The following is a 22,360-nucleotide window of genomic DNA, read 5'->3' as shown; positions in this document are numbered from 1 at the left end:
AAAACGCAGTGCGTTTTGGGTTTTATCGTATAGTTTTGTTCCGCTTGATAAACAATAATAAAAGGCTGATTCCGATGAAAACATACGGCCAGTATGTTTTGAAGTGTTCCGTCGGAATATGGACGGACTCCAGCCACGCCGTAATTTGTTTAAAGAAGTATAAAAAGAGGGAAAAACCAATCATGGCAACCGCTTCGTATACATATTCTTTTCTGGCTGCCGCAAATAAGGAGAACCCGAAGACGAAGAGAATCATTTCAAAATCTCCCGGCCACCATGAGAGCTCAGGTTTGGCGAAAAAGTGTAAACCTATGCCGAAAAGAAGCATGCCGATCAGGACGTGAGGCCCGGCCGCTTCCTTTTTGCCCTGATACAAGAGCACAGCGCCCAAAAGCATAAGGAGCACCGGCCATTCCCCCTGATTCGCAAACAGGTGAACCTGTCTGCTCTGAAGCCATGCGAATAATGAAGCGGCAAGCAGAAGTCCCGGTAATAAAATTGATGTTTTTTTCATCCTGTCACCTACCCGCAGTAAAGGATTTTTAGTATGATGATTACAGTGGAAACGAGCTTTTTATACTATAGCATAACATTTTTGAAATCTGTTCACATTTTCCCGAAGAAACTATGTTATAATCATTATAAATAATAAATTCTATGTTAGAATGATTATAAATAAATTGCGATGTACGGGGGTGCATGAAAGCGATGCATATTCTTGTTGTGGGAGTAGATTATAAATCCGCCCCTATTGAAATACGCGAAAAAATAAGTTTTCAGCCGGATGAGCTTGCAGAAGCGATGCTCCGTTTAAAAGGAGAAAAAAGTGTTCTTGAAAACATTATCGTGTCAACCTGCAACCGCACCGAAATATATGCGGTGGTCGACCAGCTTCATACCGGCCGTTATTATATAAAGACATTTTTATCCGAATGGTTCTCGCTGCCGAAAGAAGAGCTGTCTCCGTTTCTGAAATTTTATGAGAGCGACGCGGCGATCGAGCATTTATTCCGTGTGGTGTGCGGCTTGGATTCCATGGTCATCGGGGAAACGCAAATACTCGGCCAGGTCCGCTCAAGCTTTAAAACGGCGCAGGCAGAGAAGACGATCGGCACCGTTTTCAATGAGCTGTTTAAACAGGCGGTCACCGTCGGCAAACGCACGCATGCCGAAACCGATATCGGCGCCAATGCCGTTTCCGTCAGTTACGCCGCCGTTGAACTCGCGAAAAAAATCTTCGGCTCATTGTCAAATAAGCACATTTTGATTCTCGGTGCGGGAAAAATGGGCGAGCTCGCCGCAGAAAACCTGCACGGTCAGGGCATCGGCAAAGTAACGGTCATCAACAGAACGTTTTTGAAGGCAAAAGCGCTTGCTGACCGTTTCTCCGGAGAAGCGCGCAGCTTAAACCAGCTTGAACATGCACTTGCTGAAGCTGATATTTTAATCAGTTCGACAGGCGCAAGTGATTTCGTCGTGTCTAAAGAAATGATGGAGAGAGCGGGCAGACAGCGGAAAGGCCGCCCGTTATTTATGGTGGATATCGCTGTGCCGAGGGACCTCGATCCGGCGCTGAACGATCTTGAAGGTGTTTTTCTGTACGATATTGATGACCTTGAAGGAATCGTTGAAGCCAACTTACAAGAACGCCGTGAAACCGCTGAAAAAGTCGAGCTGTTTATTGAAGCGGCAATTGTTGAGTTTAAGCAGTGGCTTAATACGCTCGGCGTCGTGCCGGTCATTTCGGCGCTGCGTGAAAAGGCGCTGTCCATCCAGTCTGATACGATGCAGAGCATTGAGCGCAAGCTGCCTCATCTGACGGTAAGAGAGAAAAAACTTCTCAGCAAACATACGAAAAGCATCATTAACCAAATGCTGCGCGACCCGATTCTGAAAGCGAAAGAGCTTGCGGCTGAAGCGGATTCAGATGAAAAGCTGAAGCTGTTTATGCAGATATTCGATATTGAGGAAGAGGCCGGCCGCCAGCTGGACAAAAGCCTGGATAACCGCCAGACGGTTCATTCGTTTCAAAAGGCAGAAGCAAAAACGGGCTTACGTCCGCTTGTAAGTGAGTGAGGGCTGTATGATTGATACAGCAATGGCAAGACTTAATGAAGCGACAATTGTTATTTATGCAGTAAGCGTCCTTTTTTACTTTATAGATTTTCTTCAACACAACCGGAAGGCTGGGAAAATGGCCTTCTGGTTGCTTTCTATTGTCTGGACTCTGCAAACTGTCTATCTTTCTTATTTCATGTGGCAGACGGGCAGATTTCCGGTCTTGAATATTACGGAGGCCCTTTACTTTTATGCGTGGGTGCTTGTCACGCTCTCACTTGTGGTCACGCAGATTCTGCGCGTTGATTTTATCGTGTTTTTCACGAATGTCATCGGTTTCTCGATGATTGCGATCCATACGTTTTCACCGACGGATCAGCATTCGGCCGCTTTTTCCGGCCAGCTGGTCTCGGAGCTTTTGGTCATTCATATTACAATGGCGATTCTGTCTTACGGCGCTTTTTCCCTTTCTTTTGTCTTTTCGCTTCTTTATCAGTTTCAATACTCTTTATTAAAGAAGAAAAAGTGGGGAAAATGGCTGTTGAGAATTGAAGATTTGTCAAAACTTGATTATATGGCTTACGTTTTAAATGTCATCGGGGTTCCGATGCTGCTGTTGAGCCTGATATTAGGCGTGATCTGGGCGTATGTGTCGCTGGAAACGCTGTACTGGTTTGATTCAAAAGTGCTCGGCTCGTTTATTGTGCTGCTTTTATACAGCTACTATTTATATATCAGAATGATTAAGGAACTGCAGGGAAAAGTGGCGGCGTTATGGAATTCAGCATGTTTTCTCGTGCTGATGATTAATTACTTCCTGCTCGGAAGCCTGTCGCAATTCCATTGGTTCAGTTAACGCACGCGCCCAAACAGATTCGGGAGGAAAGAAAATGAGAACGATTAAGGTAGGTTCCAGACGGAGCAAACTGGCTATGACCCAGACAAAATGGGTGATTAACAAATTGAAGGAATTGAACCCTTCCTATAACTTTGAAATCCGGGAGATTGTCACAAAAGGCGACCGCATCCTCGATGTTACGCTGTCAAAAGTGGGCGGCAAAGGTTTGTTTGTCAAAGAGATTGAACAGGCGCTGCTGCATCAGGAGATTGATATGGCGGTTCACAGCATGAAAGACATGCCCGCCGTTTTGCCTGAGGGTCTTGTCATAGGCTGCATACCGAAACGTGAGGATCCGCGTGATGCGCTGATTTCAAAGGGGCATCAAAAGCTGGACGACATAAAAGAAGGGGGCATCATCGGCACCAGCAGTTTAAGAAGAAGCGCCCAGATTCTTGCTGAACGCCCTGATCTTACAATTAAGTGGATCAGAGGCAATATCGATACGAGACTTCAAAAGCTTGAAACGGAAGATTACGATGCTATTATTTTAGCGGCTGCGGGGCTTTCGAGAATGGGCTGGAAAGATGATGTCGTATCTGAATTTCTCGAACCGGCCCGCTGTCTGCCTGCGGTCGGCCAAGGCGCTCTTGCCATTGAATGCAGAGAGTCGGATGAGGAGCTTTTGAAGCTGTTTGCGCAATTTACCGATGAATATACGCAGCGCACGGTGGCAGCCGAACGGGCTTTCTTACACGCGATGGAAGGCGGCTGCCAAGTGCCGATAGCCGGGTATGCGTCCGTCAATGACCGGGATGAGGTTGAATTGGTCGGTCTTGTCGCGTCTCCGGACGGAAAGACGATTTATAAAGAAACAGCGGCGGGACATGATCCGGAAGAAATCGGTAAACGCTGTGCGGCGATGATGTCTGAAAAAGGAGCCAAAGCACTAATCGACAGCGTGAAACAGGAGCTCGATCAGGATGGCAAATGACCTTCCTTTACAAGGAAAGACCGTGCTTGTCACTCGGAACAAAAGACAGGCCGCTCCGTTCCGAAAAAAAGTGGAGGCGCTCGGCGGAACGGCTGTTTCCGCTTCGCTGATCGCTTTTCAGGAAGCGCTCCCGGATGAATGTGCGGACAGTCTGCGGGAAGACCTTTCTGAGCCGGGATGGCTTGTGTTTACAAGCGTAAACGGTGTCCGGTTCTTTTTTTCCTATCTTGATCGTCACGGTCTTGCGCTTTCGGGACGGAAAAAAATCGCAGCCGTCGGTGAAAAGACTGCGCGCGCCCTGAAAGAGCGGGGAGCCCGGACGGATGCGATGCCTGACGAGTATGTGGCGGAATGTCTGGCTGATACTTTAAAACGGCACGCATCAGCTGCCGAACCCATTTCAGTGATAAAGGGCAATTTATCACGCGATGTCATAAAAGCGGAGCTTGAGCCGCTTGGCTATCAAATAAGGGAATGGGTGTTATACAATACCATTCAGGATGAAAAAGGCATGGACGAGCTGAGACGGGCTGCATCCCGCTCTCATTTTGATTTTATTACGTTTACCAGCTCATCGGCGGTGCATACGTTTATGCACGCGGTCGGAGACGGAGAAAAAGCGTGGGAAAACAGCGGTGCGAGCTATATCAGCATCGGCCCTTTGACAGAGAAAGCGCTCTTGGAATACGGGATCTCATCCCATGTGCCTGACACTTATACGATTGAAGGCATGCTGGACGTCATGTGCAGCATGTCGGGAAAGGATTGATAATGATGAATCAAACATTTAACAGACACCGCCGTTTGCGTGCGAACGCTGCGATGAGAGATTTAGTAAAAGAAACACGTCTTCACCCCTCAGATTTTATTTACCCGTTATTTGTCGTTGAAGGGCTCGAAGGAAAAAAAGAAGTTCCTTCCATGCCGGGGGTTTATCATGTATCACTCGATTTGTTAAAGGATGAAATGGCTGAGCTGATATCGCTCGGCATTAAGTCGGTCATCGTTTTCGGCGTGCCGGAAGAAAAAGACGCCTGCGGAACCCAGGCTTTTCACGATCACGGCATTGTGCAGAAAGGGATTGCTGAAATTAAAAAGCATTATCCTGAAATGATCGTAATCGCTGATACGTGTCTCTGTGAATACACGGATCACGGCCATTGCGGGGTCGTGAAAGACGGAGAAATTCTCAATGACGAGTCGCTTGAACTGCTGGCTCAGACAGCCGTCAGCCAGGCCAAAGCCGGCGCTGACATCATCGCTCCTTCAAATATGATGGACGGTTTTGTCACAGTGATCAGGGAAGCGCTCGACAAAGAAGGATTCACGAATATTCCGATCATGTCTTATGCCGTAAAATATTCAAGTGAATTTTACGGTCCGTTCCGCGACGCGGCTGACAGCACGCCGCAGTTCGGAGACCGAAAAACATATCAGATGGATCCGGCCAACCGCTTGGAAGCGCTCCGTGAGGCTGAATCAGACGCGGCAGAAGGCGCTGACTTTTTAATCGTCAAACCGTCTATGTCATACTTAGATATTATGCGTGATGTGAAAAACCGCCATCACCTGCCGCTGGTCGCATATAATGTGAGCGGGGAGTATTCCATGGTGAAAGCGGCAGCCCAAAACGGCTGGATTAAAGAAAAAGAAATGGTGCTGGAAATTTTAACGAGCATGAAACGTGCAGGAGCTGATCTGATTATGACGTATCATGCAAAAGACGCAGCAAAATGGCTTGCTGAGTAACGATTTCATTTGACGGGAGCTGAGGCAGATGAGAAGCTATGAAAAATCAAAAGCCGCTTTTAAAGAAGCGCAGAAACTGATGCCGGGCGGAGTGAACAGCCCGGTGCGCGCGTTTAAATCAGTCGATATGGATCCGATTTTTATGCAGCGAGGAAAAGGATCGAAAATATTTGATATTGACGGCAATGAATATATCGATTACGTCCTGAGCTGGGGGCCGCTCATTTTGGGCCACACGAACGACCGGGTCGTTGAAAGCCTGAAAAAAGTAGCCGAGAACGGGACAAGTTTCGGGGCATCTACTGAAGTGGAAAACGAACTGGCCAAATTGGTCATTGACCGTGTGCCATCTGTTGAAATCGTGCGGATGGTCAGCTCCGGCACAGAGGCGACAATGAGCGCCCTGCGTCTGGCAAGAGGATATACCGGCCGAAACAAAATTTTGAAATTCGAAGGCTGTTACCACGGCCATGGTGATTCGCTGCTGATCAAAGCGGGATCCGGAGTGGCGACACTCGGCCTTCCGGACAGCCCGGGCGTGCCGGAAGGAATAGCAATGAATACGATTACCGTTCCATACAACGACTTGGAAAGCGTTGCACTCGCATTCCGGGAGTACGGTGAAGATATTGCCGGGGTCATTGTTGAACCGGTAGCAGGCAATATGGGCGTTGTTCCGCCGCAGGAAGGCTTTTTACAAGGACTTCGCGACATGACGGAACAGTATGGTGCGCTGCTCATTTTTGATGAGGTCATGACCGGTTTTCGCGTGGATTATAACTGTGCGCAAGGGTATTTCGGCGTGACGCCTGACTTAACGTGTCTCGGCAAAGTCATCGGCGGCGGTCTTCCTGTCGGTGCGTATGGCGGAAAAGCTGACATTATGGAACGAATCGCGCCGAGCGGTCCGATCTATCAGGCTGGAACATTGTCAGGAAATCCGCTTGCCATGACAGCGGGACTTGAGACGTTACAGCAGCTCACACCTGAATCTTACCAAGAATTTGTGAAAAAAGGCGATATGCTTGAAGAAGGCATTTCAAAAGCAGCTGCAGCACATGGCATTCCGCACACGTTTAACCGGGCGGGTTCAATGATCGGCTTCTTTTTCACAAATGAGCCTGTCATTAACTATGAAGCAGCCAAATCTTCTGATTTAAAGCTGTTCGCCAAATATTATAAAGGGATGGCTGATGCAGGCGTATTTCTGCCGCCGTCTCAATTTGAAGGATTGTTTCTCTCCACTGCGCATACAATGGAGGATATTGAAAAAACCATTCAAGCCGCTGAGAAAGTGTTCCAGGCGATCAGCCGCTGATACCGAAAAGCCGATGCAAGCAAGACTTGTATCGGCTTTTTTCAATGCCTCCATTATCATATTTTTCCGGATTGCGGCATACACCTTTAGTGACATCTAATTGTATGGATTAGATGAAAGGAGGATATGAACTTGCCGCATAATCACCGATTGCAATTTTCTGTTGAAGAATCAATCTGTTTCCAAAAAGGACAGGAAGTTTCTGAATTACTTTCGATTTCATTAGACCCTGACATCAGGGTGCAGGAAGTAAATGATTATGTCTCAATTAAAGGATCATTAGAACTTACTGGCGAGTACAACATAGATCACAGCAGTCATTTTGAAGAGCTTGATAGGGAGCTGAGGCATGTAGAGGAAGTGAGGGCGAGGGAGGATGGCACGGCCGAGCTCATTCATTGTTTCCCGGTGGACATCACGATTCCGAAAAATAAAGTGAGCCACCTCAATGATGTTTTCGTATTTATCGATGCCTTTGATTATCAGCTGACGGATTCAAGGATCTTAACCATTCAAGCTGATTTGGCAATTGAAGGGCTGCTTGAGGAATCCGAGCCAAAAGAGCCGGAGATCCCTTTGTACGTGGCGCCTGAATTTGCCAGAGAAGAAATGATCAATCTTGCCGGACATCATTCTGAGGACGAAAACGAACCAGAATTAATGATACGCCATGAGCCTGAAATACCTTTGACTGTATCAGAAGAAGCAGCACAAGAAACCAAGAAGAACGAGGAAGAAATCCCGCCTTTAATCAGGCTGGAGGAAGAAGAGCAGGAAGCAGCCCCGATTTTGAGGGAGCGGGAAGAAGAGCAGGAAGCTGCTCCGATTCTGAGGGAGCGGGAAGAAGAGCAGGAAACTGCCCCGATTCTGAGAGAGCAGGAAGAAGAAGAGCAGGAAGCAGCCCCGATTCTGAGAGAGCAGGAAGAAGAAGAGCAGGAAGCAGCCCCGATTCTGAGGGAGCGGGAAGAAGAAGAGGAGCAGGAAGCAGCCCCGATTTTGAGGGAGCGGGAAGAGGAAGAGCAGGAAGCAGCCCCGATTTTGAGGGAGCGGGAAGAAGAAGAGCAGGAGACTGCCCCGATTCTGAGGGAGCAGGAAGAAGAAGAGGAGCAGGGAGCTGCCCCGATTTTGAGGGAGCGGGAAGAAGAAGAGCAGGAAGCAGCCCCGATTTTGAGGGAGCGGGAAGAAGAAGAGCGGGAGACTGCCCCAATTCTGAGGGAGCAGGAAGAGGTGCCGAAACCTGTTTCCTTTACTGAGCCTCCTCCTCCCGTTTCTTTCCAACACGAAGAAGAGCCGGAAGAAGCTGAGGAGCCTGCAATCATGTCGGCTGTGAGGAATGAACCTGTATTTGAGGATGATTCAGCAGAAGTCCAGGAAGAGCCAAAAGATGATATCGAAAAGGTTTTCCCTGCGTTCACTCTGACTCCGCATGCAGAAAAACCAAAAATTGCGGAACAGCCCTTCCTTCAAAAAGAAGAGCAGCCAGAGGCCGAGCCGCTTCTCCGTCAGAGCGATCATGAGGCGGCAGAAGACGAAGATGAGCCTGCGGTTTTTCAAGAAGAGCAGGCGCCCGTTTATCGCGAGTTCGTTCCGGAACGGCAGGAAGAGGAGTTTTACAGCGCTCCTAAGCTGCTTGAAGAAGAGGCTCATGATGAAGAAGGGTTTGAAATTGAGGTAAGGAAGATGGCGCAGCCGGAGGAGGAAACCGGGAAGCCTCTCGATTTGTCTTTTCAGTTTTCCAAACTGCCGCCTGAGGAGCCGGCGCAAGCTGAACCGCCTGAGCCGCTTAAGTCTGAAAGAAAGAATGAAGAAGCGGCACCGGGAACCGAGCAGAAGGAAAATGACAACTCTCATTACTTGACAAAATTATTTACAAGGGAAGAAGAAAAGTTTTCAAGAATGAAAATTTGTATCGTACAGCAGCAAGATACTATCGACCGGGTGTGTGAACGATATGACATAACAACCCAGCAGCTCATCAGAACGAATGCTTTATCGTTTGATGACGAGCTTGAAGAAGGTCAGCTTCTGTATATACCTGAATATAATAACAGCCATGCGTAAGCACAAAGAGGCCGTAAAAATGTGGTGAATGGAATGGAAGCAGTCCAATCAGTGCTTCAGGAATACGGGCTGGCGGCTGAGTATATTGAGCCTGTCAGCCCGCATGTTTGGAAGGTCTACTCAAACTACGGCATTTTTGCTTTGAAACAGCTCAAGCCGGCCCGCAGCAGTGAATTTACGGATCTTATGATTGAGATTGAGGAGAAAGGCTACCGATCATTTGTGCCGATCTGCCGCACGTATGCCGGCGATTTTTTTGCGGGAAGACAGACGGAGAATTCTTATTATTTAATGCCTTGGCTTCAGTACGATCAGGAAGAGGAACGGGATCAAAAACATGTTTACCTTTTTAAAGAGGTCGCGAAGCTCCATTCTGCGACTGTGCGGGACATCCAAATCCGGACTGAAGATATCAGCGGCTTTTATGAAGCAACGAAAAGAGATTGGGAAAATGATAAGCTTGTCTATGAACAATTCGCCGACCGGGCGGAAAAAGAGTGGTATCTTTCACCTTTTGAACTGCAGGCTGTTACGTATCTTACAGAAACGGTTTCCGCCGTCAATTTTGCTCTGGAACGTCTGGAAGAATGGTTTGACGCGGCAAAGGATCATGACAAGACGAGAGCGGTGATCAACCACGGCAGCTTATCGAGCCGCCACTTTCTGTATAATGATGCGGGATCGGGCTTTTTCACGAATTTCGAGAAAGCTGCGCTGGGCCCTCCGCAAAACGACCTGCTCGGCTTTTACTCCAGAATGTTCAGAAGCTATCCGAAAGCATGCCCGGAGTGTCTGGACTGGTTTTATACGTATCACAAATCATTCCCGCTCCGTGAAGCGGAAATCAGCCTGTTTCTCAGCTATATGGCTTATCCGTCCGCCATGTACAAAGTGCTGAAACGGTATCAGACCGGCCAAAGGGGCTCTGAAAAAGAAGAGTGCACGCAATTATTAAGAGCGTTTTGGCAGATGAAAAATGTTGAGCCTTTTCTCATGAAGGTTCATCAGATTGAGCGGGAGAAAAAAATAAAAGCGGAAAACGAGTCCTCTTCATAACGGGACTCGTTTTTTTATATCCATTCCAAATGCAGGGCGCACGCTAAAAACAGCAGGATGGCAAGCAGCAGGACATCAAAAGTCGTCGGAAAGAAAATCGTCCTGATCCCCTGAAAGATCGTAATCGGGATAATGACTTGCACGGATACAAGGCGGACCTGTCTGGCCCACTGGGGGAGCGAATAAGAATTGAATTTTTTTCTCACGGGCAATTCCTCCTCACATTCGCCTTTCTATGTATCGTATGTAAGGGAAAGGGCGGGGTGCATGCCCATTTATGTATGACGGCAGCGGTTTTTGGAAAAGATGATTGACGAATCAAAAACACTTTTACTATAATAAAGAACATAATAAATAAGATCATGAGCTGATATAAATACACCTGCTTTGAACGGGAAGAGTACAAGAAAGACGCATGAAGAGAGAGAAGCTACTGTGCTGAAAGGCTTCTTATGCTGTCTCATTGGAAGGTCGCCCGGGAGCATAATTTCTTGAACATACAGTAGAGAAATTCGGGCCGCACCCGTTATCCGTTTAAGTGCATGAACAAATCTGTTCATGAAAAAAGGTGGTACCGCGAAAGAGCTTTTCGTCCTTTATCAGGATGAAGGCTCTTTTTTAGTTGCTCAGCCATTTCTAAACATGCTGGAGGGTTATCATGGATACAAATGAACAAACAATGCCGACAAAATATGATCCGTCTGCGATTGAAAAAGGCCGCTATGACTTTTGGCTGAAAGGAAAATATTTTGAAGCGGGCGGCGATCAAACGAAACAGCCGTATTCTGTCGTCATTCCGCCGCCGAACGTGACGGGCAGGCTGCACCTCGGACATGCGTGGGATACGACGCTGCAAGATATCGTTACGCGTATGAAACGCATGCAGGGCTATGACGTGCTCTGGCTTCCGGGCATGGACCACGCCGGCATCGCCACTCAGGCAAAAGTCGAAGCGAAGCTCCGCGAACAGGGCACAAGCCGTTATGACCTCGGCCGTGAAAAGTTTTTAGAAGAAACGTGGAAGTGGAAGGAAGAGTATGCTGATTTCATCCGCAGCCAATGGGCTAAGATGGGACTCGGACTCGATTATTCACGTGAACGTTTCACTCTTGATGAAGGGCTGAACAAAGCCGTGCGGGAAGTATTCGTCAAGCTGTACAAAAAAGGCTTGATTTACAGAGGCGAATATATCATCAACTGGGACCCTGCCACAAAAACGGCTTTATCCGATATTGAAGTGATTTACAAAGACGTACAGGGCGCGTTTTATCATTTGCGCTACCCGTTAGCAGACGGTTCAGGCTCAATTGAAATCGCGACCACCCGTCCGGAAACGATGCTTGGCGACACGGCTGTCGCGGTTCATCCTGAAGATGAGCGCTACAAGCACTTAATCGGCAAAACGGTGATTCTGCCGATTACAAACCGTGAAATTCCGATTGTCGGCGATGATTATGTTGATATGGAATTCGGATCAGGAGCCGTTAAAATCACGCCTGCCCATGACCCGAATGATTTTGAACTCGGAAACCGCCACAATTTAGAGCGGATTCTCGTCATGAATGAAGACGGAACAATGAATGAAAAAGCGCTGCAATATAACGGCATGGACCGGTTTGAATGCCGCAAAAAACTCGTCAAAGATCTTCAGGAATCCGGTGTTCTCTTTAAAATCGAAGACCATATGCATTCTGTCGGACATAGTGAGAGAAGCGGCGCCGTTGTTGAGCCGTACCTGTCCACACAATGGTTTGTCAAAATGCAGCCGCTGGCCGATGCTGCGGTTGACCTTCAGTCAAAAGAAGAGAAAGTTCACTTCGTTCCAGACCGTTTCGAGAAAACGTACCTGCACTGGATGGAAAATATCCGTGATTGGTGTATTTCCCGTCAGCTGTGGTGGGGCCACCGCATCCCGGCTTGGTATCATAAAGAAACAAAAGAAGTGTACGTCGGCCTTGAGGCGCCTGAGGACAGTGAAAATTGGGAACAGGATTCAGACGTGCTTGATACATGGTTCAGCTCCGCGCTTTGGCCGTTTTCTACAATGGGCTGGCCTGATGAAAACGCTGAAGACTTTAAGCGGTATTACTCAACCGATGTTCTTGTAACGGGATATGACATCATTTTCTTCTGGGTATCCCGGATGATTTTCCAAGGTCTTGAGTTTACCGGCGAGCGTCCGTTCAAAGACGTGCTGATTCACGGCTTAATCCGTGACGAGCAGGGCAGAAAAATGAGTAAATCCCTTGGGAACGGCGTGGACCCGATGGATGTCATCGACAAGTACGGAGCGGATTCCCTGCGCTATTTCCTGGCAACCGGAAGTTCACCGGGACAGGATCTCCGTTTCAGCTATGAAAAAGTGGAATCCACATGGAATTTCGCAAATAAAATTTGGAACGCCTCCCGTTTTGCATTAATGAACATGGACGGCATGACGTATGACGAGCTTGATCTGTCCGGTGAAAAATCAGTTGCTGATAAGTGGATCCTCACAAGATTGAATGAAACGATAGAAGACGTAACCCAGCTTGCGGATCGTTATGAATTCGGTGAAGTCGGACGCCACCTGTACAACTTTATCTGGGACGATGTGTGCGACTGGTATATCGAAATGGCGAAGCTTCCGCTGTACGGGGAAGATGAAGCGGCGAAGAAAACAACCCGTTCTGTTCTGGCATACGTGCTTGACCAGACGATGCGTCTTCTTCACCCGTTTATGCCATTCTTAACGGAAGAAATCTGGCAGCACCTTCCTCATGAAGGCGAGTCAATCACGATCAGCTCTTGGCCGGTTCCGGTGCCGGAGCATACGGATAAAGAGGCAGCGGCGGATATGAAACTGCTCGTTGAATTAATCCGTTCTGTCCGCAATATCCGGAGCGAAGTCAACACGCCGATGAGCAAGCAGGTTGAGCTTTATATTAAAACAGCTACCGAAGACATTGCCGGCCGCCTTGAGAAGAACCGTTCTTACGTTGAACGCTTTACGAATCCGAGCACGCTGAAAATCGGGACGGATATCACTGCGGCAGACAAAGCGATGACAGCGGTCGTCACCGGAGCGGAAGTCATTCTGCCGCTTGAAGGGCTGATTAACATTGATGAGGAGATCGCCCGTCTGCAAAAAGAATTCGACAAGCTGACAAAAGAGGTCGAACGCGTTCAGAAAAAACTCGGCAACGAAGGATTCATTAAAAAAGCTCCTGAGCATGTCATTGAAGAAGAACGCGGAAAAGAGAAAGACTACACGGCAAAACGCGAAGCTGTCCGGCAGCGGATTGCAGAGCTGAAAGGCTGATAAAACAGCGGGGCGGTTTCCTAAGAAACCGCCTTGTCGTATAAAAGAGGGGATTTCATTGTTTAATACGTACAAAGAAGCGATCAGCTGGATTCACGGCAGACTCAAGTTCGGCGTTAAGCCGGGCCTTCTCCGTATGGAAAAGCTGATGGAAAAACTGGAACACCCGGAAAAGAACATTCGCGCCATTCATGTGGCGGGCACAAACGGCAAAGGATCGACCGTCGCTTTTATCCGTTCCGTGCTTCAAGAAGCCGGTTATAAAGTCGGCACGTTCACATCGCCTTACATCATTACGTTTAATGAGCGTATCAGCGTCAACGGCACGCCGATTTCTGATGAGGAATGGAGAACGCTCGTTAATGACATAAAACCGATAGTCGATGAGCTTGATAAGACCGATGCCGGAACGGTGACAGAATTTGAAATCATTACAGCGTGTGCATTTTTATATTTTGCGAAGCGGGCTGATATCGATTTTGTCATTTTTGAAGCGGGGCTCGGCGGCACATTTGATTCAACCAATATTGTGAATCCGCTCCTGTCGGTCATTACAAGTATCGGACATGACCATATGGCGATTTTAGGCAATACCATCGAGGAGATCGCCGGGCAGAAAGCCGGTATCATTAAAAATTCCATTCCGGTTATTACGGGCGTCAATCAGCCGGAAGCACTCGGCGTTATTGAAGCGGAAGCCGATAAAAAGCAGGCTCCGTATCAGTCACTATATAAAACGTGCAGACTGTTTAATGAAGCGGCGCTTCCGTCCGGTGAAAGTTTTTCGCTGGAAACGGAAACGAAATGCTATGAAAACATTCAAACGTCGCTGATCGGCATTCACCAAAGGCAGAATGCGGCATTGGCGATATTGGCCGCTGAATGGCTGAATCGTCTGGAAGCCGCAGCCATTTCTGAAGAAGCGATGCGAAACGGCCTGAAAAAAGCATCGTGGCCGGGCCGGTTTGAACGTCTTCAAAGCCGCCCTTTAGTGTTTGCGGACGGCGCGCATAACGAAGAGGGCGTTGAAACGCTGACAGAAACGATCCGCCAGCGCTTTGCCGATAAAAACGTCCATGTCGTATTCAGCGCATTAAAAGACAAACCGTATCAGGAAATGATTAAAAAGCTTGAAACCGAAGCGGATTCCATTCACTTTGTATCATTTGACTTTCCGCGTGCTTCAAGCGCCGAAGCCCTTTATAACGCAAGCAGTCTAGCGGATAAGAGCTTCGATGAGAACCCGGACAGTGTGAAAGAATGGATAGAACAAAAAGACGGGGCGGATGATGTCATCATCATTACCGGCTCCTTATATTTTATTTCAGAAATGAGAAAGCGGCTTATCTGACAGCCCCTCGGATGCCCGGCGGACCATTTTACGGTTTTGCCGGGTGTTTTTATGCTGAAAATATATTTTCAGCCATTTCAGTCATGGTGTTTTTCTTTGCTATAATCTGAGCCAGATTGATAGTAAAGGTGTGGTCTGAGTGCTTTTGATTCTGTTTTTTCTCGGCTTGATTTTCGGTTCTTTTTTTTATACAGCAGCGTGCCGTATCCCGCTGCGAATCTCGGTTATTTCGCCGCGTTCAGCCTGTTCGTTTTGCCGCTTGCCGCTCTCCTGGGGGGAGCTTGTGCCCGTCGTTTCCTATATTCTGCAAAGAGGCAGATGCAGAAACTGCCGTGCAAAGCTGTCGGTTATGTATCCGGCGGCGGAATGCTGGACGGCGTGTTTATTCACGGCTGCAGGCATTCATTTCGGTTTCTCAAAAGAACTGTTAGTCGCGCTGTTATTTCTGTCTCTGCTCATGATTGTTACTATGACGGATCTGCAATATATGCTGATTCCTGACAAGGTTCTGCTGTTTTTTCTTCCGCTTTTCATCGCCGGCCGTATGTTTTCTCCGCTGGATTCATGGTATGCAGGGTTTGCCGGAGCCGTTTGCGGATTTTTTCTGCTTGTTTTTATCATGTTTGTCAGTAAAGGAGGCATCGGCGCAGGTGATGTGAAACTGTTTGGGGTGATCGGCCTGACGCTCGGCGTGAAGCTCGTGCTCATTGCATTCTTTCTTTCTGTTATGATCGGAGCCGTATACGGTATGTGCGCCGCAGCCCGGGGCAGGCTTGGTAAAAAGCAGCCATTTCCGTTTGCGCCGGCCATCTCAGCCGGGAGCGCTTTGAGTTATTTATACGGTGAAGAGCTGTTTTCGTTTTACATCAAGCTCGCTTCAGGAGGGGCTTGAAAAATTTGGCGAACGTTTTTTGGACAAGACGACAAAAGTCTTGTTCTTTTTTTTTTCGCCTATGCTAAAGTGTGAATCATGATCAGTTCAAGGTACGGCCAAGACGAATGCAAGGGGGAAGAGACGTTGAAAAAAAGGAAGAGCAAAAAGCACAGCAAAGCAAAAAACAATGCCCTTAAAGTAACCATTAACGGACAAGAAGAAACGATGTATGGACAAGAAGATGTGAAAGAAGGCGGGGAGAAAACCGTCACATTTTCAAATTGGGAGGAAACAAAAAAGGCGGAGCAGGAGACCGCTGCATCCCATGAAGATCCGAAAGAAGAAGATTTCAATTGGGATCATGAGAAGAATTCTGAGGTATTTGAAGATGACCCGAAAGTCGTTCCGCCATACCAGAAGAAAAAAAACGGCCCTCACTTTCCGAAAAAAAAGCAGCCGTCTTCTCCAGTTAAAAAAGCGGTCACGACAATTGCCGTTGCGGCTGTTTTAGGCACCGGGCTCGGCCTTGTCGCCTTAAATATGTCGGGAAGTAAAGAAGCCTCCGCTCCGGCATCAGCTGACAAAGGTTCACAAGGGCAGACGGCGAAAGCGGGAGATGTTTCTAAAGACAAATCTGAAACAGCCGGCACAGGAGATGCGGAATCTTCAGAGGGAAACTATAAAACATATGCGGTGCAGGCCGGAAAATTTTCATCAGAAAAAGGAGCGCAAACGCTTGTTGACCAGCTGACTGAAAAAGGATACTCGGCCGTCTCTCTGGCTAAAGAAGATGGATACACATACGTGATCGCCGGGCTTGCAGCGGAAAAAAGCCTATCACAGCAATTGGGTCAGACACTGATAGACCATGATTTTGAGGCTTGGGGCGGAAAAGAGCTCAGCTTTGCGGTCGATTCAGGACTGGAAGACTCTTTTAAACAAGCATCTGAGCTCTCCGCCAAAGCGATTACCGGCAAAGATCTTTCAAAAACGGAAGTGGCTGAAGCGGCAAAAGCGGCAGACGGTGCAGACGCCGCTGACAAAAAGCAGAAAGAGGCCGTGCTTCAAGCGCTGAAAGAACTGGAAACGTCGGGTTCAGAATCCGGCTGGAAAGCCCAAAAAGAGCTTTTAAGTGTTGTAAAATAGTATCTCATTTCCCGTCATCCGGCGGGATTTTTTATTTTGTCATCAAAAAGTTATTTTTCTGAAATTGTGGTTGCCCGTTTGATTTGGTAGGATAGACAAGTATCTTTTTTTCTTAAGCAAACCCTGAAAGGATGACAATCATGACAAAACGCTTAATACTCGCATCACAATCTCCGCGAAGAAAAGAACTCCTTACTCTTCTTCAGATTCCTTACAGCATTATTGCAAGCCGCACAGAAGAAAAATTAAATCGAAACCTTTCGCCGGAAGAAAACGTCCAATGTTTGGCCGAGCAAAAAGCTGGTGCTGTATTGGCCGAAAATCCCGATGCAGTCGTTATCGGGGCTGACACGATGGTGTGCATAGACGGCGAGTGCCTCGGCAAACCGCATGACAGAGAAGAAGCGGCACACATGCTGCGGAGGCTTTCCGGCCGAAGCCATCAAGTCATTACGGCGGTCAGCATTCAGACGCATGACCGGAAAGAAACGTTCTGTGACACGACGGAAGTGACGTTTTGGCCGCTCAGTGAAGACGACATACAGCTCTACATTGAAACAAAAGAACCGATGGATAAAGCAGGTGCATACGGCATCCAAGGAAAAGGCGCGCTTTTAGTGAAAAAAATAGACGGTGATTTTTATTCTGTCGTCGGGCTTCCTGTCGCTAAAACAATGAGAGCCTTGAAAGAATTTAATATAAAAGCTTGATGTTCAAACCGGGAAGGGGAACAAGGAGGGGTTGATCATCCGTGATCTGCCGTTAAAATTAAGAGATTTCCCCGAAAAAGAAAAACCGAGAGAGCGGCTTCTGCACTTCGGAGCCGAACATCTGTCTAACAATGAATTGCTCGCCATCCTGCTGCGGACGGGAACGAAACATGAGTCCGTCATGAACCTCGCTCACCGGCTGCTGCGGACGTTTGACGGTCTGCGACTGTTAAAAGGCGCCTCTGCCCAGGAGCTTTCCAGCATTCCGGGAATCGGCACGGTGAAAGCCGTTCAGATTCTTGCCGCAATTGAGCTGGGGAGCCGCATTCATAAGACATCCGCCGGGGAGCATTGCGTCATCCGCTCTCCGGAAGACGGGGCGAAGTATGTGATGGAGGATATGCGCTTTTTATCCCAGGAGCATTTTGTCTGTTTATATTTAAATACCAAAAATCAAGTCATTCATAAACGCACCGTTTTTATCGGAAGTCTGAATTCATCTATTGTCCACCCGCGGGAGGTGTTTAAAGAAGCTTTCAAACGATCCGCCGCGTCCTTCATTTGTGTTCACAATCATCCTTCAGGAGATCCTACACCGAGCAGGGAAGATATAGAGGTAACCAGGCGGCTTTTTGAGTGCGGAAATTTAATCGGCATCGAGCTGCTGGATCATTTGGTCATTGGTGACAAAAAATTTGTGAGTTTAAAGGAAAAAGGATATTTGTAACACTTTTTTTTTCGTTGATTTAAGATATAATAGATTTTATGAGTTTTTCCCTTTAGGGTATTTTTGCTTTAAGAAAGGAAGATACATACATATGTTCGGAATTGGTACAAGAGACCTTGGTATAGATTTGGGAACCGCGAATACGCTTGTGTTTGTTAAAGGAAAAGGAATCGTAGTGAGAGAGCCGTCTGTCGTTGCTCTGCAAACGGATACGAAGTCCATCGTTGCGGTCGGTAACGATGCGAAAAACATGATCGGAAGAACTCCGGGCAACGTGGTTGCGCTCCGTCCGATGAAAGACGGCGTTATCGCTGACTATGAAACAACTGCGACAATGATGAAATACTACATTAATCAGGCTGTGAAAAATAAAGGATTGTTTGCGAGAAAGCCTTACGTTATGGTGTGTGTGCCGTCAGGTATTACGGCCGTTGAAGAACGGGCGGTCATCGACGCGACAAGACAAGCGGGCGCACGTGACGCTTATCCGATTGAAGAACCGTTTGCGGCAGCAATCGGCGCGAATCTTCCGGTATGGGAGCCGACGGGCAGCATGGTCGTTGATATCGGCGGCGGAACAACTGAAGTAGCGATCATTTCTTTAGGCGGCATTGTCACGTCTCAGTCAATCCGCGTAGCCGGTGACGAAATGGACGACTCAATCATCAGCTATATCAGAAAAACATATAATCTGATGATCGGTGACCGTACGGCGGAAGCTATTAAAATGGAGATCGGTTCAGCAGAAACCGGTGAAGAAAATGCGTCAATGGAAATCCGCGGCCGCGATCTTCTGACAGGTCTGCCGAAAACGATCGAAATCACGGGAACGGAAATTGCAAATGCACTGCGTGATACAGTTCTCTCAATCGTTGACGCGGTGAAGAGCACGCTTGAAAAAACACCGCCTGAGCTGGCCGCTGATATTATGGACAGAGGTATTGTATTAACAGGGGGAGGCGCCCTGCTCCGCAATCTCGACAAAGTCATCAGCGACGAAACGAAAATGCCTGTTCTTATCGCTGAAGATCCGCTGGATTGTGTTGCGATCGGCACTGGAAAAGCACTGGAGCACATCCATCTTTTCAAAGGAAAAACAAGATAATCAGGAGTTAAATAGAAGAGGTGTATCACGATGCCGAACAAACGGTTAATGCTATTACTTCTGTGTATTATCATATTGGTGGCTATGATTGGATTCTCGCTGAAGAACGGCCGTAATACCACCTGGCCTGAAAAGCTGATCGGTGATACGACGGGAGTATTTCAAAACATTTTTCACACGCCTGCCGAATATTTTGCAGGGTTCTTCGGGGACATAAAAGACCTGAAAAACACGTACAAGGAAAACGAACGCTTAAGACAAAAGCTGGACGGACAGACACAATATGAAGCGAAGCTCCAAGAACTCAAAGATGAAAACAAGAAGCTGCGTGATGAACTCGGGCATGTCAAATCAATTTCCGACTATGATCCGATTTTAGCGACCGTTATCGCCAGAAACCCTGATCAATGGTACAAGCAGATCATGATCAATAAGGGAACGAAGCAGAAAGTGGCCAAAGACATGGCTGTCACGAACGAAAAGGGTGCGCTGGTCGGGAAGATCAAAAGCAGCGGACTCAACAGTTTCACATCCGCCGTTCAGCTGCTGAGCGATGTTGACCGCAATAACAGAGTGGCCACCAAAATCTCCGGCAAAAAGGGCAGCAAAGGCTACGGTTTAATTGAAGGGTATGATAAAAAGAAGCAGACTCTGAAAATGACCATCCTTGAGCCGGATGAAAAACGTGAAGTGAAAAAAGGCGACCTCGTGGAGACATCCGGAACGGGCGGCGTATTTCCTCAAGGACTGACGGTCGGGGAAGTGACCGATGTAGAATCAGATGCTTACGGCCTGACGAAAATCGCTTACGTGAAACCGGCTGCCGACCTGTACGATCTTGACCATGTCATCGTCGTGAACCGAAGCGTAGCAACAGGGGAGGAAGGATCGTGAAACGTTTCCTTCTCCCTTTGATTATGATTTTGGTCTTTTGTGCGGAAAGCATCTATACCGATCTGGTGCGTTTTCCTTTCGTTTCCGTCGAGCAGCAGGTCGTTCCGCATTTTCTTTTGCTTGCGCTGATTTTTATGTCCGCTTATATCAACCAAAAGCATGCGGTGATCTACGGTTTGATTTTCGGATTTCTTTATGACATCAATTATACGGGTGTTTTAGGCGTTTATATGTTTGGTTTTGCCGGTTTATGCTATCTGGCGGCCAAAGCGTTTAAAGTGCTGCAGACAAACGCCCTGATGGTCATTCTGGTTGCGGTGCTGAGCGTATGTGTGCTTGAATTTTACGTCTACGGCATTCAGACGTTAATCCGCAGCGGCACAATGACATTTAACGATTTTGTCATTCAGAGGTTCTTGCCGACCGCTTTGCTGAATATTGCGGGAGCCGTTATATTAGTCCTGCCCTTCAGGCTGTTTTATATAAGTCTGAAGAAAGAATTAAGAGATGAGTAAAAAGGATTTTATCTTTTTTTGACGAAAAGAGTATGTTGTTGAGGTGAACATTGATGAAGACCAAAAAGCAGCAATATGTAACAATAAAAGGAACAAAAAACGGCTTAACATTGCATCTGGATGATGCGTGTTCTTTTGATGAGCTTCTCGATGGTCTTCAAAACATGCTGTCGATTGAACAATATACTGATGGCAAAGGCCAAAAAATCAGTGTTCATATTAAACTCGGGCATCGGTATCTGTATCAGGAACAGGCAGAGCAGCTGACTGATCTGATCGCGTCAAAGAAAGATTTAGTCGTGCATTCAATTGACAGTGAAGTCATCGCCAAAGAAGAAGCGCAGCGGATGAAAGAGGAGCAGGAAATTGTTTCTGTTTCCAAAATCGTCCGTTCGGGCCAGGTGCTTCACGTGACGGGAGATTTGCTTTTAATCGGAGATGTGAACCCCGGCGGTACGATCAGAGCCGGAGGAAATATATTTGTTCTCGGTTCATTAAAAGGGATTGCCCACGCGGGTTATAACGGAAATAACCGGGCTGTGATCGCCGCATCAGAAATGATGCCGACACAATTGAGGATCAATCACGTGTTAAATCGCTCCCCAGACCACATTCAAAAAGGGAACGACATGGAATGTGCTTATTTAGATACTGACGGAAATATGGTCATTGAACGCCTTCAGCAATTGGCTCATTTAAGACCTGATCTAACAAGGCTTGAGGGAGGAATGTGAAATTGGGTGAGGCTATCGTAATAACTTCGGGAAAAGGCGGAGTAGGTAAAACAACAACATCTGCAAACCTCGGTACCGCCTTAGCCATTTTAGGGAAGCGCGTCTGTTTGGTAGACACAGATATCGGACTGCGCAACCTTGATGTCGTAATGGGTCTTGAAAACAGAATTATTTACGACTTAGTAGATGTAATTGAAGGCAGATGCAAGACGCATCAGGCGCTTGTCAAAGACAAACGTTTTGATGATCTGCTTCATTTAATGCCGGCTGCCCAGACAAGCGACAAGACGGCTGTTGTCCCTGAGCAGATCAAATCGCTCGTGCAGGAGCTTAAGCAGGAATTTGATTATGTCATTATTGATTGTCCGGCCGGAATTGAACAAGGCTATAAAAATGCCGTCTCCGGAGCTGATAAGGCGATTGTTGTGACGACGCCGGAAATATCAGCGGTGCGGGACGCTGACCGCATTATCGGACTTTTGGAGCAGGAAGATATCGAACCGCCGCGCCTTATCGTGAACCGCATCAGAAATCACCTGATGAAAAACGGTGACACGATGGATGTGGATGAAGTTGTTCATCATCTGTCTATTGATCTCCTCGGAATCGTTGCTGACGATGATGAAGTGATCAGGGCTTCAAATATCGGCGAACCGATTGCCATGAATTCCAAAAACCGCGCCAGCATTGCGTACCGCAATATCGCCCGGCGCATTTTAGGAGAATCCGTTCCTTTGCAGGTGCTTGAAGAGCAGCAAAAAGGGATGATGGCGAAAATCAAGTCATTTTTCGGCGTGCGTTCATAATATATACCAGAATACAAAGATCTGATGAAGCCCAGCTTATCAGGTCTTTTTTGTTTTTCAAGAGCGCATATTTGCAATGGACAAGACATAGGATGTACAAACCCAACGATTGCAAAGGATGAT

21 protein-coding genes and 1 other annotated feature are annotated in these 22,360 nt (G+C 47.5%); of the genes, 19 read left to right on the top strand and 2 right to left on the bottom strand.

Translation table 11 applies throughout. The features are described from left to right. Positions 1–22 precede the first annotated feature (22 nt). Positions 23–514 carry a hypothetical protein gene (locus tag NSQ37_RS19755; protein WP_341124555.1) on the bottom strand — a complete coding sequence of 164 codons (492 nt, stop codon included), beginning with the start codon at positions 512–514 and terminating at the stop codon, positions 23–25. 194 nt (positions 515–708) lie between these two features. Here NSQ37_RS19755 and hemA point away from each other — a divergent pair, with 194 nt between their 5' ends. From hemA to ysxE, 8 genes are all read left to right on the top strand, one after another. Then, the gene (gene hemA / locus NSQ37_RS19750) at positions 709–2,076 is read left to right on the top strand and encodes a glutamyl-tRNA reductase (RefSeq protein ID WP_082998891.1); all 1,368 of its coding nucleotides are present in this window, start codon (positions 709–711) and stop codon (positions 2,074–2,076) included. A 7-nt stretch (positions 2,077–2,083) separates the two neighbouring features. Beyond that, entirely contained in the window at positions 2,084–2,914 is an 831-nt protein-coding gene (locus NSQ37_RS19745) for a cytochrome c biogenesis protein (protein ID WP_007408154.1), read from the top strand. A gap of 34 nt (positions 2,915–2,948) precedes the next feature. After that, positions 2,949–3,890 (top strand): hydroxymethylbilane synthase, encoded by a 942-nt coding sequence (gene hemC / locus NSQ37_RS19740; RefSeq protein ID WP_015240314.1) that lies wholly within the window; start codon positions 2,949–2,951, stop codon positions 3,888–3,890. Next, positions 3,880–4,659: a uroporphyrinogen-III synthase gene (locus NSQ37_RS19735; protein ID WP_020956156.1), complete on the top strand. Its 780-nt coding sequence runs from the start codon at positions 3,880–3,882 to the stop codon at positions 4,657–4,659. Before hemC ends, NSQ37_RS19735 begins: the two co-directional genes overlap by 11 nt. A 5-nt stretch (positions 4,660–4,664) precedes the next feature. Then, positions 4,665–5,639 (top strand): porphobilinogen synthase, encoded by a 975-nt coding sequence (hemB, locus tag NSQ37_RS19730; protein WP_015240312.1) that lies wholly within the window; start codon positions 4,665–4,667, stop codon positions 5,637–5,639. A 28-nt stretch (positions 5,640–5,667) separates the two neighbouring features. Then, entirely contained in the window at positions 5,668–6,957 is a 1,290-nt protein-coding gene (hemL, locus tag NSQ37_RS19725) for a glutamate-1-semialdehyde 2,1-aminomutase (RefSeq protein ID WP_021494394.1), read from the top strand. Positions 6,958–7,089: 132 nt separating this feature from the next. Next, entirely contained in the window at positions 7,090–9,018 is a 1,929-nt protein-coding gene (locus NSQ37_RS19720; RefSeq protein WP_085342233.1) for a LysM peptidoglycan-binding domain-containing protein, read from the top strand. 33 nt (positions 9,019–9,051) lie between these two features. Then, positions 9,052–10,074 carry a spore coat protein YsxE gene (gene ysxE / locus NSQ37_RS19715; RefSeq protein ID WP_012118110.1) on the top strand — a complete coding sequence of 341 codons (1,023 nt, stop codon included), beginning with the start codon at positions 9,052–9,054 and terminating at the stop codon, positions 10,072–10,074. Positions 10,075–10,088: 14 nt separating this feature from the next. Here the strand turns inward: ysxE and NSQ37_RS19710 are convergent, their stop codons facing one another. Then, positions 10,089–10,280: a hypothetical protein gene (locus tag NSQ37_RS19710; protein ID WP_003152639.1), complete on the bottom strand. Its 192-nt coding sequence runs from the start codon at positions 10,278–10,280 to the stop codon at positions 10,089–10,091. A gap of 172 nt (positions 10,281–10,452) precedes the next feature. Continuing rightward, positions 10,453–10,674, top strand: a binding site (T-box leader). Positions 10,675–10,732: 58 nt separating this feature from the next. Between NSQ37_RS19710 and NSQ37_RS19705 the strand changes: the two genes are divergently transcribed. From NSQ37_RS19705 to minD, 11 genes are all read left to right on the top strand, one after another. Further along, complete coding sequence (locus NSQ37_RS19705; protein ID WP_020956152.1) at positions 10,733–13,375, top strand: valine--tRNA ligase; 2,643 nt, start codon at positions 10,733–10,735, stop codon at positions 13,373–13,375. Between the two features lie 58 nt (positions 13,376–13,433). Further along, entirely contained in the window at positions 13,434–14,726 is a 1,293-nt protein-coding gene (locus tag NSQ37_RS19700) for a bifunctional folylpolyglutamate synthase/dihydrofolate synthase (RefSeq protein WP_253612823.1), read from the top strand. A gap of 139 nt (positions 14,727–14,865) precedes the next feature. Beyond that, the gene (locus NSQ37_RS19695) at positions 14,866–15,618 is read left to right on the top strand and encodes a prepilin peptidase (RefSeq protein ID WP_012118107.1); all 753 of its coding nucleotides are present in this window, start codon (positions 14,866–14,868) and stop codon (positions 15,616–15,618) included. A gap of 126 nt (positions 15,619–15,744) precedes the next feature. Next, entirely contained in the window at positions 15,745–16,746 is a 1,002-nt protein-coding gene (locus NSQ37_RS19690; RefSeq protein ID WP_012118106.1) for an SPOR domain-containing protein, read from the top strand. A gap of 140 nt (positions 16,747–16,886) precedes the next feature. Continuing rightward, entirely contained in the window at positions 16,887–17,456 is a 570-nt protein-coding gene (locus tag NSQ37_RS19685; protein ID WP_007408164.1) for a Maf family protein, read from the top strand. Positions 17,457–17,487: 31 nt separating this feature from the next. Then, complete coding sequence (gene radC, locus NSQ37_RS19680; RefSeq protein WP_007408165.1) at positions 17,488–18,183, top strand: RadC family protein; 696 nt, start codon at positions 17,488–17,490, stop codon at positions 18,181–18,183. A 91-nt stretch (positions 18,184–18,274) separates the two neighbouring features. Next, complete coding sequence (mreB, locus tag NSQ37_RS19675; RefSeq protein ID WP_003152647.1) at positions 18,275–19,288, top strand: cell shape-determining protein MreB; 1,014 nt, start codon at positions 18,275–18,277, stop codon at positions 19,286–19,288. A gap of 30 nt (positions 19,289–19,318) precedes the next feature. Then, positions 19,319–20,182, top strand: coding sequence for a rod shape-determining protein MreC (gene mreC, locus NSQ37_RS19670; RefSeq protein ID WP_007408166.1), 864 nt, complete (start codon positions 19,319–19,321; stop codon positions 20,180–20,182). Further along, complete coding sequence (gene mreD, locus NSQ37_RS19665) at positions 20,179–20,697, top strand: rod shape-determining protein MreD (RefSeq protein WP_007408167.1); 519 nt, start codon at positions 20,179–20,181, stop codon at positions 20,695–20,697. The genes mreC and mreD overlap by 4 nt, the downstream gene beginning before the upstream one ends. Before the next feature lie 53 nt (positions 20,698–20,750). Beyond that, complete coding sequence (gene minC, locus NSQ37_RS19660; RefSeq protein ID WP_003152653.1) at positions 20,751–21,431, top strand: septum site-determining protein MinC; 681 nt, start codon at positions 20,751–20,753, stop codon at positions 21,429–21,431. Positions 21,432–21,433: 2 nt separating this feature from the next. After that, complete coding sequence (gene minD / locus NSQ37_RS19655; protein WP_016938784.1) at positions 21,434–22,237, top strand: septum site-determining protein MinD; 804 nt, start codon at positions 21,434–21,436, stop codon at positions 22,235–22,237. Positions 22,238–22,360: the final 123 nt, after the last annotated feature.

This window comes from Bacillus sp. FSL P4-0334, from assembly GCF_038004825.1.
GTDB lineage: Bacteria > Bacillota > Bacilli > Bacillales > Bacillaceae > Bacillus > Bacillus velezensis.
The sequence above is the reverse complement of the archived record's forward strand: the minus strand, read 5'-3'. Positions and strand labels throughout refer to the sequence as shown.

Bases quoted from the DNA above. Each gene is read 5' to 3' on its own strand.
- NSQ37_RS19755 (WP_341124555.1), bottom strand. From the start codon at position 514: ATGAAAAAAACATCAATTTTATTACCGGGACTTCTGCTTGCCGCTTCA.
- hemA (WP_082998891.1), top strand. From the start codon at position 709: ATGCATATTCTTGTTGTGGGAGTAGATTATAAATCCGCCCCTATTGAA.
- NSQ37_RS19745 (WP_007408154.1), top strand. From the start codon at position 2,084: ATGATTGATACAGCAATGGCAAGACTTAATGAAGCGACAATTGTTATT.
- hemC (WP_015240314.1), top strand. From the start codon at position 2,949: ATGAGAACGATTAAGGTAGGTTCCAGACGGAGCAAACTGGCTATGACC.
- NSQ37_RS19735 (WP_020956156.1), top strand. From the start codon at position 3,880: ATGGCAAATGACCTTCCTTTACAAGGAAAGACCGTGCTTGTCACTCGG.
- hemB (WP_015240312.1), top strand. From the start codon at position 4,665: ATGAATCAAACATTTAACAGACACCGCCGTTTGCGTGCGAACGCTGCG.
- hemL (WP_021494394.1), top strand. From the start codon at position 5,668: ATGAGAAGCTATGAAAAATCAAAAGCCGCTTTTAAAGAAGCGCAGAAA.
- ysxE (WP_012118110.1), top strand. From the start codon at position 9,052: ATGGAAGCAGTCCAATCAGTGCTTCAGGAATACGGGCTGGCGGCTGAG.
- NSQ37_RS19705 (WP_020956152.1), top strand. From the start codon at position 10,733: ATGGATACAAATGAACAAACAATGCCGACAAAATATGATCCGTCTGCG.
- NSQ37_RS19685 (WP_007408164.1), top strand. From the start codon at position 16,887: ATGACAAAACGCTTAATACTCGCATCACAATCTCCGCGAAGAAAAGAA.
- mreB (WP_003152647.1), top strand. From the start codon at position 18,275: ATGTTCGGAATTGGTACAAGAGACCTTGGTATAGATTTGGGAACCGCG.
- mreC (WP_007408166.1), top strand. From the start codon at position 19,319: ATGCCGAACAAACGGTTAATGCTATTACTTCTGTGTATTATCATATTG.
- minC (WP_003152653.1), top strand. From the start codon at position 20,751: ATGAAGACCAAAAAGCAGCAATATGTAACAATAAAAGGAACAAAAAAC.